This window comes from Pricia mediterranea, from assembly GCF_032248455.1.
Taxonomy (GTDB): Bacteria; Bacteroidota; Bacteroidia; order Flavobacteriales; family Flavobacteriaceae; genus Pricia; species Pricia mediterranea.
Window position 1 is genome coordinate 3,960,291 of sequence record NZ_JAVTTP010000001.1, and the last position, 16,521, is coordinate 3,976,811.

A 16,521-nucleotide genomic window follows, 5' to 3' on the forward strand; every position below is an offset into this window, starting at 1 on the left:
GCTCAATAAAAGGTCGAGATGGTCTTGTTGATCAACGGTAACAGCTGTTCCATCATTTTTTTTGACAAGGTCAGCTTTTTGAGGGAATCGAGCTGTTCAAGGTTGTGTACGTCGGAAGCCAAGAAATCCACTAAGCCTTCCTGAAGCAGTTGGTGGGCCGTTTTTGGTACGTCTTTTCCGTAATAGTCCCCCAACGACAAAAGGTTCATTTGAAATAGGATGCCCTGCGCCTTGTATTCCCTATACTTCCGCATACGGTGGTGCAGAAAGCCGTAGCGTTCGGGATGGGCGAGTATAGGAAAATAACCGCTGGAAGCCGTTTTGACGATGGCTTCCTCAAAGTTGATCGGGGGCTGCAGGTACGACATTTCGACCAAAAGATATTCTTTTCTTATCGGCATTGCGGTTCCCGTTTCAAGCAGGTGCTCAAAATTGTCATCGATCATGTGTTCGGCCGCCGCTTCGATCGATATATCGGTAAGCTTATGTTCCAGCAGGGTATGGCGTACCTGGGCGAGGGCCCTCGAAATCGTGGAGCTGTCGTTGGGATAGTAATTATGCATGATGTGCGGGGTGGCGATAAAATGGGTTACCCCGAATTCCTCAAATCCTTTGATCAGCGCCATGGAATCGTCCACTGTTTTGGCGCCGTCATCGATTCCGGGCAAAATATGGTTATGGATATCGACAAAACCATCGAGGTAGTCGATCAAAAATTTCTTTTTACTGAAGAACTGTAGCATTGTGTTGTTCCGATCAATTGGTCATAGGTATAACGTCCTATTCCATGAATTATGGTGTCTGGCACCGATTACTTTTCGACGCGATTTTCATCGAAGGACGAGGGCAATAGCTTAGGTATCATCTTGATAAATATGGGCAGAAGCACCGCTCCCCCGGGGAGTATAAATATGGCCAACGAGGGGATGCTTTTAAATATGTCGATCAATTGGTTCTGGACACGTTTTTTCTCTTCCGGGGAAAGGTCCTTGACGGTGGATTTAGATAATAAAAAGACCAGTTCCTTGCTTTCGGAAAGCTCTTTTTGCAAGCGTTTGCTATTTCTGAGGATGAGCTTGTTGACCACCTTGACCATACTGTCATAAAGTTGTACGGCGGCGTTGGTATCCTTCAAAAAAGGGATGCTGTCGGCATTCTTCGCGAAAAAGGATTTCGTCTCGTCCATCGATCGGGCTACCTGTCCATCACTGAAACCAAGATTCTTGCCGAGATCGAAGATAAACTCCGACTCGCTGTATCCCAACGACTTGTCTTCCCAGACGGTCATACAGGCAATGTCGAGTAAATAACGATGCTCGTACCTATCGCCATCGATCTGTAATTTTTCGCGGTACGTTCCATCAAAGCGCTTGGCATCGCTGGCGATAAAGCTAAGTGAGGCTGCGAACAGTTCGGCCAAGCGCTCATCGCTTTTGCTCTTTTCTTTCGAGCTCAATGCATGATAGCTGATATTGATGGTGAGATATTCCAGCGATTCCGCTTCCTTTCTTATTTCCCTCGATCCCCCGAGGTAACGTTTGAAAAGGAATATGTCAAGACATAAAAGAGAATTCGTGATGATACGGTTAAAGGTCTTGCTGATTAGATTGTCCGCCAAATAGACCCTGGAATCTATTAGTTTTTCGAGCTGTGCGGAGGTCTTACTGCCAGTAAGTATTTTATTGAGCAACGAACTATGACTGACCTTCAGGTCTTTGTAGAATTGAAATACAAGGGATAGAAAGCGCTCGAAATCGGACTCCCGGGTCTGTAGCCTAAACGTACCGTACAAGGCATTCAATAAGTTGACTTTCGCCATTTCATCTTCGGATAAAGAGTGCTCAGGCGTTATAAAGTCGGGAATCGCGATATTGATTCCATATACGAACCCTGTTTTTTTCAACGTATCGTAGAGCGCCGTAAAATCTTGAAAGGAAACCGCATCCCCTGATACAAGGAAGCCAAATTTATTGATCCAGCCGGATCCGGAGGGGTTCATAAGAGATGTATTAAAGGTGGCAAATTACTACAAAATCACCAAACGGGTTCAGTTTTTAGAAGTAAACCAACTCTCTCCCCGGCACGGGCTTGATACCGGCATTCTGACAAAATTTGCCATACAATACCACTGTATTGTTGAAAAATTATTCATTTTTTATGAAATGCTTAACTATTTTGTAGGAAATTACAATCTCATTAGCTAATTTTACGCATACATATGTGAATTAGTGTTTAGAAAATCCCTAATTAGGGAGTCTAAGTTCGATAAACATTCATCTGGGAGTAGAATAATCCCCCTAAACTACTGGTTAAATGATTTATTTGCTGTTTTGTTCTTGGCTTATCTTGATGTGTTATCTATTTTATCGGGTATTTGTGGCCCGTAGAGCCCTGCGAAAGTTGCTTAAAACTCGAAAGTAAAGTTATCGAGATCTAAGGTCCAGTCGTATTCCTTGTAGGTAACGTCTATTTGTTCCGTTCTGGGGATAATCCCGTAGTGCAAGAGAATATCTTTCACCCCGCTTTCAAATCCGAAATCGCCCCGGAACCAGCTGAACAAGGGAGTGGTCCGTACTTCGCCCTTCGTGGAACTATATTCGGATATTCGTTGTAGAAAGGACTTCGCCCCGTTCTCGAATTGCCGCTCTAAAATTTCGGGTCTGTAAATAGCGACAGGCGGACAGTCTATAGCCCCGCAGTTCAGGGCAAAATGGATCCGGTAGTCGGGTTCTTCTACCCGAAGTCTGCGTTCGAACTCGTCGGGAAACCACTTCCGTACGATGCCCCCGCCCAATTTCCACTGCGATTTTCTGATAATGCCGTGTTCGATCTTATCGAAGGATACCATCCGGCCCGCAAGAGGAATCCGTTCATTTTCAAAAAATGCATCCCTATCTCGATACAGGTCGGGATTTTCGGAGAGTAGTACCTGGATGTAGGCATTGTAGATATTGATCCAGAAAGCCAGCTTTTCACGATCCGTTCCCAGTCCCTCTTCCAAATCTTCCAAGGTGGTCTGGTACAGTTGCGTCCGGATGTCCAATGTGCTGCGTCCTTTTTTGATGTTTGTAAGAAACTGTTCCGAAAGCGCATTAAAATCAGAAATCTCCGTATTCGGATTCTGGGCGCGTACCGGGCTACATCCCAATAAAACCGATAAAAAAATAACGAGGTGTCTAAATTGCGATACGTCCATGTGCCAGTTGTATGTTTATGGGGGCCCGTGCTTGAGGGTGCCGGACCGTTAATAGTGGCCCCGCCTACGCGGGATAAAATCGTAAACCGACCAAAATTTACCTCAATACGAGTAACGATACTTGGCTACGGTCGTATATTTGCCGCAAAAATTGGCTATGTTGCTACGGCGTGTGCTAAGATCAATTTCCATTCCCCTGATTGTCCTACTTTTCGTGCCAATTGTTCATGCGCAGGGCATCACCCGGCAAGCATTCAAAGACTCCGTTCAAAACCTGCCCTACTTTTCCATCCATAAAGATAATTATTTTATCAGCGGGACGCCTACCAATACTTCCATCAATAGCAACACCGCCAATGCCAAGTACCAGATCAGCTTTAAGCAGATGATTACCAGAAGTGCGCTGCCTTTCGATACCTATCTCTTTGTAACATACAGCCAAAAGGCATTTTGGGATGTGTACAAGGAATCCTATCCTTTTCGGGAGATCAACTTCAATCCTACCATAGGGGTAGGAAAGGCCATTTTTGACAAAAATGACAGGCTAAAAGGGGTCGGGTCGGTCTATTTTGAACACGAATCCAATGGAAGGGACAGTATATTCTCAAGAAGCTGGAACCGATTGAGCCTTGAATATACTACCGAGTTCGGCGACAGATTGCGCGCCCGTGGAAAAGTTTGGTTGCCGTTTTCCTACAAGGAAGGCAATTCGGATATCTTGGACTACAGGGGTCTGGGAGAGCTTCAGCTATCGTACGAGGTCAAACCGGACAAGCTCTATATCGAGGTGCTTTTGAGAAAAGGGTTGACCTGGGATACAAAAGGTGCCTTCAGGCCCCGGATCTACTTTAATCCATTTAGAAGAAATATTGCCAATCAATATCTCATGATGGAGTGGTACGTGGGGCAGGCCGAGAGCCTTATGGACTACAAACCTTTTACGAGCATGGTACGGATCGGTTATGTCATAAAAAGTAACGAGCTTAGTTTGCTGAAAGGAAAATAAATAACTTATCGGTTAAATCGATGGAATGAAGTTCAAATTCTTCCCTTTCTACCTGTTGTCCCTGCTGCCGATGCGGATTCTGTACTGGTTGTCGGACCTCATTTACCTTGTGGTATATCGAGGTATCGGCTATCGACGGAACGTAGTGCGCGAAAACCTTAAAAATGCCTTTCCGGATACCTCTAGGCAAGACCTCTTGGATATCGAAAAAAAATTCTATCGGCACTTCTGTGAAGTGGCGGTCGAGGCGATAAAAACCCTGACCATCAGTGAAAAACAGGTGAAGAAACGTTTGGTGATCCGCAATCCCGAATTGCTACGGGACCTACTGGAGAAAGGTCAAAGTATTTTAATGTACACGGCCCATCAGGGGAATTGGGAATGGTTGGTATATTTGCCCCTGTATTTTGATTATACTTCCTATACGTTCTATCGGCCATTGCAGAACACCTACTTCAACGAACTGTTCCTGCTCATGCGCGAACGTTTCGGGGTCATCTGTGTGGAATCGAATAAGGGGTATCGGACAATCCTGAAACAGGATAGAAAAAATAGTCCGGTAATGAACTGCGTGATCGGTGATCAGAGTCCCAAATCAAGCGACGCCAAGCAGTGGACGCATTTCATGCACAGGGAGACCGCTTTTTTTGTAGGGGCGGAACGGATTGCTGAAAAAACGGATTCTACGGTGATTTTTCCTAGCTTTATCCAAGTAAAGCGGGGCCGTTACGAGCTACAGCTCGAAGTTGTTGAAAAAAAATACGGGGAACACGGTAATTTTAGTTTTATCAACGGCTACGCGGAACTTTTGGAAAAAGCAATTATTAGACAACCCGAACTTTGGCTGTGGAGCCATCGTCGGTGGAAGTTGAGCACATCGGCCTCGAACGACCAACCTACCAACAAAAAATGATTTATGCGACCTAAACCTAATGGAGTTATTGGTTTTCTGTGTTTAATATGGTTCGTCCACGGCCTTACCGCCCAACAAACCGAAATTTCAAGTCTCGAGCGTACCAAGGTCCCAAATTCGGAAAGATTCCGTGAGATTTCACATCGTTTTTACCTGATTTCCAATATTGGCAACGTTCCGATATCCGAAGCGGAGGCGATGATCGGGGAAATCAACCAACGGTCAGGTCAAGATACGGAAGCTACCTTGTTGGTTATCGGCAATGTTCTTACTGAGGAGGGATTCCCTTCCAAAAATTCCGAACAGGAAAAGGCCAAGGTCCGGCTTGAAAAATTGATGGCCGCTTGGGACGGGTTCAACGGCGGGGTCATCTTGACCCCGGGCAAAAACGAATGGGTCAGGGACGCGCCCAAGAGCATCGACGAGCTGGAATCTTTTCTTCAGGACAATAGCAAGGCAAAATTCTGGCCCAATGACGGCTGTTCGCTCGAACGCGAAACCATTAACGACGAGGTCGTACTCGAAATGGTGGATTCCCAATGGTTTCTGGAAGATTGGGACGACCACGCCTATATGAACCGCAAATGCGAGCATAAGACCCGGGAAGAATTCTTGGCGGAATTTAAGGATGATATTAAGGATAGCCAGGGCAAGACCGTGGTCGTCGCCGTATATCAACCGGTAATGACCAATACTAAATCTTCCCTAATCGATAAACTGGGGGGCTTTAGTCCCAATACCTTCGAAAACAGCCAAAATTCATGGCTTCGAGGCCGATTGGAAACCATTGCCAGCCAATTTCAAGATGTCATATTCGTTTCTGGAAAAGACCGCAACCTACAGTATCTTGAAGATGACGGCATTCCGCAGATCATCAGCGGTGCCTTGGGAAACACGGAAAAAACGGGAGCCGTGGACGACGGGCATTTCGCGTCTGAGAAAAACGGCTACGCCCAACTTACGATTTTTAAGGACGGAAGCTCGGAGGTGGAATTCGTTTCCATTGAAAATGGCGCTTCCAAAAGGCTGTTCACGAAGCAAATAAAACGGGAACGTCCAGTTTTGGCCGATATGTCCTTTCCCGAAAAAACGGATGCCACCACTCAAATGGCCTCTATTTATACCCCGGAGGAAACCGATAAAAGCGGACTGTTTAAATGGATGTGGGGCGACCACTACCGAAGTTTATATAGTAAAAAGGTCGAGGCGCCCATTTTGCATCTCGACGAACTGCCGAACGGGGTAAGACCCATCTCGGAAGGCGGCGGCACCCAGTCGAGATCGCTCAGGCTTATCGACGATAACGAACACGAATACACGCTACGCGCCCTGCGCAAGAGTGCGGTGCGCTTTATTCAGGCCACTGCCATACGAGACCATTATGTCGAGGATTACCTTGAAAATACGTTGGCCGAGCGCATTCTGCTTGATTTTTATACCACCTCGCATCCGTACGCGCAGTTTGCCATGCCGAAACTATCAAAATCCCTGAATATCTTGCACGCCAACCCCAGCGTGTATTATGTGCCAAGACAAGAGGGGCTCGGCATCTATAGTGATGCGTACGGGGATGCGCTCTTTATGCTGGAGGAGCATGCGGGGGACGAAAACAAGGCGTTCGAAACCTTTGGTCGACCCGATGATATCCTGAGCACGGCGGACCTGCGATTGGCCCTGAGGGAGACCAAGGATGCTTTTGTCGATCAAGCGGCCTACATTCGCGCCCGTCTTTTGGACCAATTGACCGGTAATTGGGACCGCCATCAAGATCAATGGCGATGGGCGGAGTTCGAAACGGAAGAGGGCAAGAAAAGATACGAGGTGATTCCCCGAGATTGGGACCAGACCTTCCCGAAGTATGACGGACCGATTATTTCCCTTCTTAAATTTTCCTTTCCCGTCCTCCGGAAGATGCAAAGCTTTGATGCGGACATCAAGAACGTCAAATGGTTCAACCTTTCGGGCTATCCCTTGGATAAGATGTTCATTACTACGGCCGAATGGCCCGTCTGGAAGTCCCAGATAGACTACATCCAAGAAAACCTTACCGATAGGGCCATCGATTCCGCCTTCGCTGCCTTGCCCGAAAAAGCACAGGACAGCAGCATCGTACGGATCAAGGAAAATCTACGGGCCAGACGGGATAATTTAGAAAACATCGCCCGTAGGTACTACGATTACCTGACCGATTTTCAGGTAGTCAAGGGCACCGAAGACGATGATGCCTTTTTGATAGAACGAAAGCCGAACGGTAGAACGGCGATTTCGATCATGAAGGAGGGCGACACCGTCTTCAAGAACACATACGACGCTGAAAAAACCGATGAAATATGGGTGTACGGGCTTGATGGCAACGATACGTTTAAAATCGTAGGCAAGGGTAAAAAAAAGATAAAGCTCAATGTGATGGGGGGCGCGAAAAGCGATACCTATGATTTTGAAAATCCCCGAAAAGTAAAACTATATGACTATAAAAGTAAGGACATAACGATTACCAACCCGAAATCGAAAAAATGGCTCACTGATTCTTACGACGTCAATACCTACGATTACCGGAAAAGAAAGTACACCGAAAATGTGCTGCTTCCCAGGGTGGGATACGACGGAGATACCGGGTTTCGAATCGGACTTCAAGACCGGTTCAGAACCTATGGACTTGCGAACAACCCCTTCAGCACCCAACATACCGTAGGGGCGGAATATTATTTTGCTACGACGGGCTTCGCCCTAGCGTACACCCCCGAATTCGCCCATGTCTTCAAAAACTGGAACCTCGGGTTCGACTTGGGTTATGCGAGCCCCAATTTTACCATGAATTACTTTGGCAGGGGTAACGGTAGTAGTTATGATAGTGAGAACCGCGACCGGGATTACAATCGGGTACGTATCCGGCAGTGGTCGGCATCACCCTATCTGGTACATACCCGAAACGGAAGCAGCTTCACTTTGAGAACCAAGTTGGAGGCGAAAAAAGTTTCCGATGATAACGAGCGCTATATTGGGCAGGTCTTTTCTTCCGTCAACGATGTCTATGATCAACAGCGCTACCTAACGGCCGCGGCGGGGTACGCTTACGAGAATATCGATAATCCCGCTTTCCCCGCCCGGGGCATGAAATTCGATATGGAGCTAGGTTACACCGCCAATCTTGAGGGGAACACCAACCGCTTCGGATATGTGAAGCCGTCCTTGACGCTGATGTATCCCCTACATCCCAGTAAAATTGCCGTATTGGCTACCAAAATTGCGGGACATGCGATCATAGGGAATACCTATGAGTTCTACCACGCGGCCCTTTTAGGGGGCAACCATAGCTTACGCGCTTATCGGAACGAGAGGTTCAATGGCCAGACCGCCTTTTATCAAAGTACGGATTTGCGGGTGGGCATCTCTAGGTTCAGGACCAATTTTATTCCCATACAGATCGGGGTGAGTGCCGGTTTCGACTACGGTAGGGTATGGTCCGATAATGACCAATCGGAAAAATGGCACAACGATTTCGGCGGATCGATCTGGGTCACGGGCTTTAGCGCCTTGACCGGTAACCTCGGTTTCTACCACGGAAACGAGGGCAATCGTTTTCAGGCCAGTCTTGGGTTCAACTTCTAATATTTGTTCACAAGAACACCTGACCGATTTGAATGAACGCTTTCACGTAGAGCCTCTCGATTCCGCTCGAGACAGGCTTAATCGAGATGTTTTGGTTCGGGCTTTCGACATGCTCGTTGGAACCTTGTAACTTTCACGAAGAGGAAACGGCACCAAGGGTGTAGAGCTGCTCCATGGTGGGGGCTTCACTGCCGCCGGCAGGTTCAAGCGTGATTCCGAACGCCTCGGACTCGTTGGGATTGTTCAGGGTGAACACCTTGTTTTCGTCCGCAGCAAAATCCTCAAGAAGCCCGACGCTTGTGGGGGTGAGGGGGTCCATTTTTAGGGACCATACCTGATAGACCATATCTTCGGGCGGTTCGGGCAGGCCTTGGGCGTCGATGAGCACTTTGTTCTGCTCTTTGTTCCAATACGCCTTCGCGTAGGCATCCGGCGAAACCTCTTGGCCTCCTAGCGGGATGACGCTGACGTTTTTATCCCTCAGTTCCTCCAACAGCGTTTCGGTATTGGCAAGGGAATTCCGGGCCTCGAAAATTTGCTGTTCCAACACTTCATACTGTCCCTTGACGGTTTGGATTTCCGATTTGAGCTGGTCGTTCTGAACGTAGAACCAGACCAGTCCAGCGCCGAAAAGTAGTGCGGCAGCCCACCCAATATAGGCCGACAGGTTCGATTTGCGTTCCTTTGGCAACTGTACGACCTGGGTCTCTGTTTTTCCTGTATCCCCGATGCGTGCCTGTACGTCTTCGAAACCTTTGCGCTCGCTGTAGTTGGGGGCCACGGTTTTGGTCAGTTCGAGAATTGCCGCTTCAATGGCAAGAATTTCCCGCTTGATTTCAGGGTGTTCCAAGGCAAGCTGGTATACCTCTACATTTTCCTCTTCCGATAACAATCCTGCTACGTAAAGTTCCAACACCCCTGATGCTATGTATTCCTTTATTTCCATTCCAACGTCATGTTTTTCCTTAGTTTAGAAATGCAGCTCCTGTTTCTGGTCTTGACGGTGCCTAGGGGAATATCCAGTTCTTTCGATGCCTCCTTTTGGGTAAATCCCCTGAAATAGAGCAACTCAATGATCTGAAGACATTTCTTCTTTAAATTGAGCACCAATTTTTGCAAGGATGAGGTGTCGATTTCTGGTTCGTTCGTTTGCTGGCCGATATCCGCCCTGTTCAAAATACCTACGAAGTAATCGGCGGACAGATTCTTTTGCTGTTCTTTGTAGTCTTTTGAACGCACTTTATCGATAGCGGCGTTTCTGGCAATATTCAAGATCCAGGTGAAGAAACGTCCTTTCTTGGGACTATAGCTGTCAGATTTGTTCCAGATTTTTGTAAAGACGTCCTGAGTGATTTCCTCGGCCAAGAACTTGTCCCTTACAACGGTGTTGATGACCCCGCAAATATTGTCCCAATACATCTCATACAGCTTTTCAAAAGCAATGATATCTTTTTTTTGGAAACGTAGTACTAGTTCTTCTTCATCCATTTATGGTATGCGTTAGTAAACCTCGGTTAGGATGCTACGGGGTAGCAGTTAAATATATAAAAAAAACCGCCCTAGTGGCGGTTTTCAGTTAATTTTTCAATAACTATTACTCGGTGATCTCACCACAACTTACACGCGATCCTGCAGCGCCACTGGGTTGTGAGGTAAAATCGTCCGCGCCATCGTGCACAATTACACTATGCCCGATAATATTCTTTTTATCATCGTCACAGCCGATACACCATTCGTCGGTGGTGAACTCTATGGTGGCATTGCCATCGGCATCGGCGGTCATATTGCCTATGTCACCGGTGTGATAACCTTCTGCATCGCCCCATTTCCCGTGTTGCTCATCGGTTGGGTTCCAATGTCCTCCGGCAGAGGTTCCATCGTCAGCGGAGCAGTCCGCATTCTCATGGATATGGATGGCATGTTCCCCCTCAGCGAGTCCTGTAAAGGAGGCGCTCATAGTAACCTCACCATTGTTTTGGGTAAATGCGACCGTACCCTGTACGTCGCTCCCGCTTTTGGGCGACATCTCTACGGTGAGTGTCTTTTCTCCCATCATGTCGTCGGACTCATCGGCCATGGCGTCCATGTTCTCTTCCATGGTGTCACCTGCCGCATCGGCATCTTTCTTTGTTTCCTTACAACTATAAGAGCCTATTAATAAAAGCCCTAAAAGTGTTAATTGTATAGTTTTCATTTTTCCAGAATTTAAATTAGTGGTTAAAGGTAAGGATTATATGCACCTAAACTTGCTCAAACCAATTTGATTTTAACAATATCGAAAATTTGACCGAAAGCCGGAAGGAGGAAGGAATAGGGACAGCTAAAGGAACGGGAATTGTTTTCGGCGTAGGATATTCCGGAAAGTGTGTTCTTCTTTCTTCCCTACCCTTTCCGTCCTCTTTCCATCGTCTGGGCATTTCAAGGTTCGAGGCCTGAATTACCCACATAATTCAAGGTAGAACCAGTCCGTTTAGTTTTTAGATGCGTTTCGGGCTATTTGCGATAATTTTTCATCGATTTCCGACTTGGGAATCCATTTCCCCTGGCGGATGACCCCAGAAAGATCTTTTAGCGCTGTCAGGTCCTGTAACGGATTGGCCTCGAGCAGTAGTAGGTCGGCGTCAAGGCCTTCCTTGACCTGTCCGAAAATATCCTCCATCCCGAAGTAAAGGGCCGGATTGATGGTGCCGGATCGGATGATCTGTAGGTTTGTCATTCCCGCCTCCTTCATGTCCTGCATCTCTTTATGGATGGAAAAGCCGGGTACGTTGAAAAGTTGCGGGGCATCGGAGCCGAGCAGCATGCCGTGTCCATCATCCGCAAGTCCCTTAATGAGCTGTTTGCGAATGGCATCGAACTGTTCCCATTGCGCCGCATCGAAGTCGGATCCCGCCCCAGTGGACGCTTCTTTGCGTCGGCGCCAATCCGCCAAGGTCTCTTCGGGCATGTACTTCATTTCAGGAAGTGCCAGCATCGTATCTGCATCCGTAGGCGCGAACCACTTGGTGAACAGGCTTTGGGTAGGTACGATCCAGACCTCGTTTTCTTTGGCCATGGCAACCAGTTCCTCGATTTTTGTGGTATCCGCCAAGGCGGTAAAATTGAAGCCGAAAAAACCGTTTTCGTCAGGTTTAACATTGGCGGACTCGGGTACCAGCCCCTCTAAAAACCCATCAACATGGTCAATGGAGGCATATTTGCTTTCGAGGGCGTGCCGGATACCTACTTCGACGGGAACATGGCCGGCGAACTCGATATCGACTTCGTTAGCGGTGCGAACCAATTCGTCGAAAGCTTCGAGAGGCACTCCCGGATGTATTTTTAGGAAGTCATAACCATCCTCGCTGTATGCCGTGACTTTTTTCTCGGCCTCTTCCGCTGTGGGAATGGTGCCGCCGTTCAAAGAGGGACTCGAGGTGAAGATCCTGGGACTTAAGATTTCGCCCTGCCTTGCTTTTGCGCGGAGTTCCAAATGCGCGGGATGACCGAGCATCCCCCGGATGACCGTGATGCCGTTGGAAAGATAGAGGTAAAGGACATCTTCTATCCGTTCTTGTGAGATAGGGGACTGGGGGATATGGGCGTGCATTTCGGCCAGACCGGGCATCAGATATTTCCCCTTCGCATCGATTTTATTCGGATAGGCTTTTCGATTTTCGACGGTTTTGGAGATGGACCTGATTTTACCCGAATCGATGATCACCTGCCTGTTCTCCAAAATTTCCCCTGTACTGACATCTACGATATTGACATCGGTAATCAAGGTGGCGGTGGCGCTTTCCTGCTCCTGAGCGTGATGACAAGCCGTCAGGGAAATCGTGATAAACAATAAGATCAGTTTTTTCATGGTGCTAAATATATGATTTTCAGAGAATCGGCTTCCAACAAAAGTAGTTGTTTTTGCAAACAGTTTGAAATTGACCGATTCAAAAGAAGGTTATATCATTATTTCTGTGGATAAGAAATGTGAATCCTGACATTGTTTTCTTTCTTATGTCCTACGTCTAAAAGTCCCAAGTCAGAATAATCCATGATTTAATCCCCACAACATTCGTGGTAGAACCTAAAGAAAGATACCGATGTGGACACATAGTGATGTTTTCAATCCTTATCACTACTTTTATAGGCTGTAAACCGACAAACGATACCATCAAATGAAACAAATTGCAGTTCTTACCACTTTAATCCTAGGCCTGATCCTGGGCAGTTGCGGAAATCAGCGCGACGGAAAGCCCGAAGTGCTGGTCTTCTCGAAAACCATGGGCTTTAAACACGCTTCGATCCCTGCCGGAATCGCCGCTATTCAGAAGCTGGGCAGTGAAAACGGATTCGAGGTCGATACCACGAAAAATGCGGAATTGTTCAACGAGGATACCCTCGGCCAATATTCTGCCGTCATTTTTTTGAGTACCACCATGAATGTACTCAATGCGGAACAAGAGGCCGCTTTTGAGCGCTATATTCAGTCAGGGGGCGGTTTTGTCGGCATCCATGCGGCGGCCGATACCGAATACGATTGGGGCTGGTACAACAAACTGGTCGGGGCGCAGTTCGAGAGCCATCCAGCAGGGACGCCCGAAGCGGATTTTATCATTACCGATAACAGCTTTCCCGCCACTGAATTCTTTACCGATTCTATTTGGCACAGGGCAGACGAGATCTATAACTACAAGAATATCAATCCCGATATCAACGTCATCATGACCGTTGACGAATCGACCTATGAAGGTGGTACGAACGGGGATTATCATCCATTCGCCTGGTACCATGAATACGACGGGGGCCGTGCCTTTTATACGGGAGCGGGACATACCGACGAGAGCTTTTCGGAGCCCCTGTTCCTCGAACATCTTCTCGGCGGCATCAAATACGCCATCGGTGACAATGAAAAATTGGATTATAGCAAGGCGGTCACCCAAATTCCGCCCGATGTGGACCGGTTTTCCAAAAAACAGCTGGTGGTCGGCGAGTTCTTTGAACCCACGGAAATGACCGTATTGCCCAACAACGACGTACTGGTCGCACAACGGCGGGGCGAGATCATGCTGTACGAAGACGCTACCAAAGAACTGAAGCAAGTAGGGGCCCTAGATGTGTATTTCAAGACGTTGAACACGCCCGGGGTCAATGCCGAGGAAGGCCTGATGGGACTTCAAACGGACCCTAACTATGCCGAGAATCATTGGATATACTTGTTTTATGCCCCTTCCGGGGATGAATGGGTGAACCGGCTTTCGCGCTTTAAATTTAAGGACGGAGTCTTCGACAAAACGTCCGAGCAGGTGATTTTGGATGTGGACTCCCAACGGGAAATCTGTTGCCATACCGGGGGATCGATCGCCTTCGGTCCCGATAACCTCCTTTATCTCTCCACCGGTGACAACTCCACGCCTTTCAATGAAAAGGGAGTAGAATACGTAAACAGTGGTTATGCGCCCTTGAACGACATTCCGGGACACGAACAGTACGATGCGCGACGTTCCTCGGGCAACACCAACGACCTGCGGGGGAAAATCCTTCGTATAAAAGTCAATGAAGACGGTAGCTACGATATTCCCGAGGGCAATCTTTTCGCTCCCGGCACCGAAAAGACGCGTCCCGAAATATATACCATGGGACACCGAAATCCCTATCGGATTTCCGTAGATCCCAAAAAAGGATATGTCTATTGGGGCGATGTAGGGCCCGATGCCAGGGTTGATAGCCTGGAAACGCGCGGACCTCGGGGCTATGATGAAATGAACCAGGCCCGGGAGGCGGGCAATTACGGCTGGCCACTTTTTATCGGAGATAACAAAGCCTATGTGGATTTCGACTACGAGACCGGGGAAAGTGGGATCACTTTCGATCCCGAAAGACCGATCAACGATTCAAAAAACAATACGGGCCTCCGGGAACTGCCCCCCGCGCAGCCCGCGTACGCCTTTTATCCGTATGCCGAAACCTCCGAGTTTCCCCAAGTGGGCTCCGGAGGAAGAAACGCCATGGCGGGACCTACCTATTATTCCGATCAATACCCCGACGGGGGCGGCCTTCCCGACTATTACGATGGCAAGGTCATTATCTACGATTGGATGCGCGGTTGGATGAAGGCCGTCACGCTCTTCGATGACGGTTCTTTTAATAAGATGGAGCCTTTTGCTTCCGATATCTCCCTGAACAACCTGATCGATATGGAACTAGGGCCTGATGGTCGGGTCTATCTGTTGGAATACGGTAGCGGCTGGTTTTCTAAGAACGATGACTCCGCGCTGAGCTTTATCGAATACAACGGCGGAAACAGACCGCCCTTGATCGACCATTTGATCGTGGACAAGACATCGGGCCAACTGCCCTTGTCGGTCACCGCAAAAGTCGATGCGAAGGATCGCGAAGGTGATGCCCTCACCTATATCTGGAATTTGGGCAACGGGGAGACCAAAGAAACCAAGGATCCTGAAGTATCCTATACGTATAAGGACGCAGGTAACTATAAAATCTCGGTGACCGTTAGGGACGGGAAGGGCGAAGCTGCGAATAGTGAAGTCACTTCCGTGGTAGCTGGAAATTCAAGACCGGAAGTCGCTATCGATCTGAACGGGGGCAATTCGTCGTTCTTTCTAGAAGGGGTTCCCATTAACTATTCCGTTACGGCCAAGGACCCCGATGGAACCGACATCGATCCCGACCATCTTTTCGTTTCCGTAGATTATCTTGAAAGCTACGATAAACAGAATCAGTCCCTAGGGCACCAGCAAGTTTCCGCTGCGGTTACGGGTAGAGCCTTGACCCAGGGCATGGACTGCAAGACCTGCCATAAGGAAGACGAGGCGTCTATCGGACCGAACTACCTTGATATCGCCATGAAGTACAAAGATAAGCCCGAGGCATCGGGTTATCTTCAGAATAAGATTATCGCCGGGGGCGGAGGCGTTTGGGGCGAGGTGGTCATGCCCGCCCATCCCGATGTGAGCAAAGAGGAAACCCGTCAGATCGTAGAATATATCATGTCGTTGGCGAACGATTCGGGTAAAGAAAAGTCGATGCCTGCATCAGGAACCATACGACCTAACCCAAAACAGGGGGACAATGTACTGGTCCTGACTGCCAGCTATACCGATGAAGGGGCAGAAGGCACGATTCCGTTGACCGGGGTTACCTCGGTTGCCCTGCAGGGGAGTACCGTTAGCTTTTCGGACAAAACAAAGGCCGATGGCTTTACCGCGGTGCAATTTGACGGCCAAGATTTATTGATAGTTCCCAATTCGGAGGGTTGGTTCGCCCTGGAAGATGTAGATCTTACAGGGGTCAAAGCGGCCATTTTAACGGCAGGATGGCAGGAAGCACCCAAAACCGGACTCGAATTCGAGATGCATTTAAACGCCCCCGATGGTGAGCTTTTAGGCAAAGGCAGCATGCCCAAACCCGAAGGAGGACAACCCGGAGGTAGAATAGCCATCGAATTGGAGACAGAAAAGGAGGTGAAAGCCGATGAAATCTACTTTGTATACAAACCAAAAGAAGGAGAAGAAAGGGGAGGATCCCCCGTTGCCCTGACGAATGTTCGGTTTGAAGCGAAGTAATGACCCCGCTAATTCGCTATAACGCAAGACCGGAAGAACACCCGATCCATCTATGATAGAATTGTCCCGTTGAGTCTCTCGAATTTGCTCGAAACAGGCTCAATCGGGACATTAAGGCCTGACCTTTCGACTGTACCTCGACTGCGCTCGGTAGCATCGGTCAAGCTGACAAAAATGTTCTTTGGGCTTTTAAGCGGACCGAGACCTTCACTAAAAACCAACGACCAACGACAAA

At 48.2% G+C, this 16,521-nt stretch carries 11 protein-coding genes; 4 read left to right on the forward strand and 7 right to left on the reverse strand.

Features of this window, described 5'->3' with window-relative positions; all coding sequences use genetic code 11:
- Positions 1-2 precede the first annotated feature (2 nt).
- From RQM65_RS16285 to RQM65_RS16295, 3 genes are all read right to left on the reverse strand, one after another.
- Positions 3-713, reverse strand: a complete 711-nt coding sequence (locus RQM65_RS16285; RefSeq protein WP_314016477.1) for a tyrosine-protein phosphatase — start codon at positions 711-713, stop codon at positions 3-5.
- Between the two features lie 98 nt (positions 714-811).
- On the reverse strand, positions 812-1,999 hold the full coding sequence (locus tag RQM65_RS16290; RefSeq protein WP_314016478.1) for an LETM1-related biofilm-associated protein: 1,188 nt from the start codon (positions 1,997-1,999) through the stop codon (positions 812-814).
- A 405-nt stretch (positions 2,000-2,404) separates the two neighbouring features.
- The gene (locus RQM65_RS16295) at positions 2,405-3,196 is read right to left on the reverse strand and encodes a DUF547 domain-containing protein (protein WP_314016479.1); all 792 of its coding nucleotides are present in this window, start codon (positions 3,194-3,196) and stop codon (positions 2,405-2,407) included.
- A 157-nt stretch (positions 3,197-3,353) separates the two neighbouring features.
- On the opposite strand from RQM65_RS16295, the gene RQM65_RS16300 reads away from it, so the two are divergent.
- From RQM65_RS16300 to RQM65_RS16310, 3 genes are read left to right on the forward strand one after another with little or no spacing between them, the layout of a single operon-like run.
- Positions 3,354-4,202 carry a phospholipase A gene (locus tag RQM65_RS16300; protein WP_314016480.1) on the forward strand — a complete coding sequence of 283 codons (849 nt, stop codon included), beginning with the start codon at positions 3,354-3,356 and terminating at the stop codon, positions 4,200-4,202.
- Positions 4,203-4,227: 25 nt separating this feature from the next.
- A complete protein-coding gene (locus RQM65_RS16305; RefSeq protein WP_314016481.1) occupies positions 4,228-5,115 on the forward strand; it encodes a lysophospholipid acyltransferase family protein in 888 nt (295 codons plus the stop codon).
- Positions 5,116-5,118: 3 nt separating this feature from the next.
- The gene (locus RQM65_RS16310; protein WP_314016482.1) at positions 5,119-8,724 is read left to right on the forward strand and encodes a BamA/TamA family outer membrane protein; all 3,606 of its coding nucleotides are present in this window, start codon (positions 5,119-5,121) and stop codon (positions 8,722-8,724) included.
- Positions 8,725-8,857: 133 nt separating this feature from the next.
- On the opposite strand, the gene RQM65_RS16315 is transcribed toward RQM65_RS16310, so the two are convergent.
- The 4 genes from RQM65_RS16315 to RQM65_RS16330 form a co-directional block, all read right to left on the reverse strand.
- Positions 8,858-9,670, reverse strand: coding sequence for an anti-sigma factor (locus tag RQM65_RS16315; protein WP_314016483.1), 813 nt, complete (start codon positions 9,668-9,670; stop codon positions 8,858-8,860).
- Entirely contained in the window at positions 9,661-10,212 is a 552-nt protein-coding gene (locus tag RQM65_RS16320) for an RNA polymerase sigma factor (RefSeq protein ID WP_314016484.1), read from the reverse strand. The genes RQM65_RS16315 and RQM65_RS16320 overlap by 10 nt, the downstream gene beginning before the upstream one ends.
- A gap of 106 nt (positions 10,213-10,318) precedes the next feature.
- Positions 10,319-10,918 (reverse strand): superoxide dismutase family protein, encoded by a 600-nt coding sequence (locus RQM65_RS16325; RefSeq protein WP_314016485.1) that lies wholly within the window; start codon positions 10,916-10,918, stop codon positions 10,319-10,321.
- A 276-nt stretch (positions 10,919-11,194) separates the two neighbouring features.
- Positions 11,195-12,571: an amidohydrolase family protein gene (locus RQM65_RS16330; protein ID WP_314016486.1), complete on the reverse strand. Its 1,377-nt coding sequence runs from the start codon at positions 12,569-12,571 to the stop codon at positions 11,195-11,197.
- Positions 12,572-12,878: 307 nt separating this feature from the next.
- Here RQM65_RS16330 and RQM65_RS16335 point away from each other — a divergent pair, with 307 nt between their 5' ends.
- Positions 12,879-16,286 carry a ThuA domain-containing protein gene (locus tag RQM65_RS16335; RefSeq protein ID WP_314016487.1) on the forward strand — a complete coding sequence of 1,136 codons (3,408 nt, stop codon included), beginning with the start codon at positions 12,879-12,881 and terminating at the stop codon, positions 16,284-16,286.
- Positions 16,287-16,521 lie beyond the last annotated feature (235 nt).

Coding starts and splice junctions, on each gene's coding strand:
- RQM65_RS16325 (WP_314016485.1), bottom strand. CDS start 10,918: ATGAAAACTATACAATTAACACTTTTAGGGCTTTTATTAATAGGCTCT.
- RQM65_RS16310 (WP_314016482.1), top strand. CDS start 5,119: ATGCGACCTAAACCTAATGGAGTTATTGGTTTTCTGTGTTTAATATGG.
- RQM65_RS16295 (WP_314016479.1), bottom strand. CDS start 3,196: ATGGACGTATCGCAATTTAGACACCTCGTTATTTTTTTATCGGTTTTA.
- RQM65_RS16315 (WP_314016483.1), bottom strand. CDS start 9,670: ATGGAAATAAAGGAATACATAGCATCAGGGGTGTTGGAACTTTACGTA.
- RQM65_RS16290 (WP_314016478.1), bottom strand. CDS start 1,999: ATGAACCCCTCCGGATCCGGCTGGATCAATAAATTTGGCTTCCTTGTA.
- RQM65_RS16330 (WP_314016486.1), bottom strand. CDS start 12,571: ATGAAAAAACTGATCTTATTGTTTATCACGATTTCCCTGACGGCTTGT.
- RQM65_RS16335 (WP_314016487.1), top strand. CDS start 12,879: ATGAAACAAATTGCAGTTCTTACCACTTTAATCCTAGGCCTGATCCTG.
- RQM65_RS16320 (WP_314016484.1), bottom strand. CDS start 10,212: ATGGATGAAGAAGAACTAGTACTACGTTTCCAAAAAAAAGATATCATT.
- RQM65_RS16300 (WP_314016480.1), top strand. CDS start 3,354: ATGTTGCTACGGCGTGTGCTAAGATCAATTTCCATTCCCCTGATTGTC.
- RQM65_RS16305 (WP_314016481.1), top strand. CDS start 4,228: ATGAAGTTCAAATTCTTCCCTTTCTACCTGTTGTCCCTGCTGCCGATG.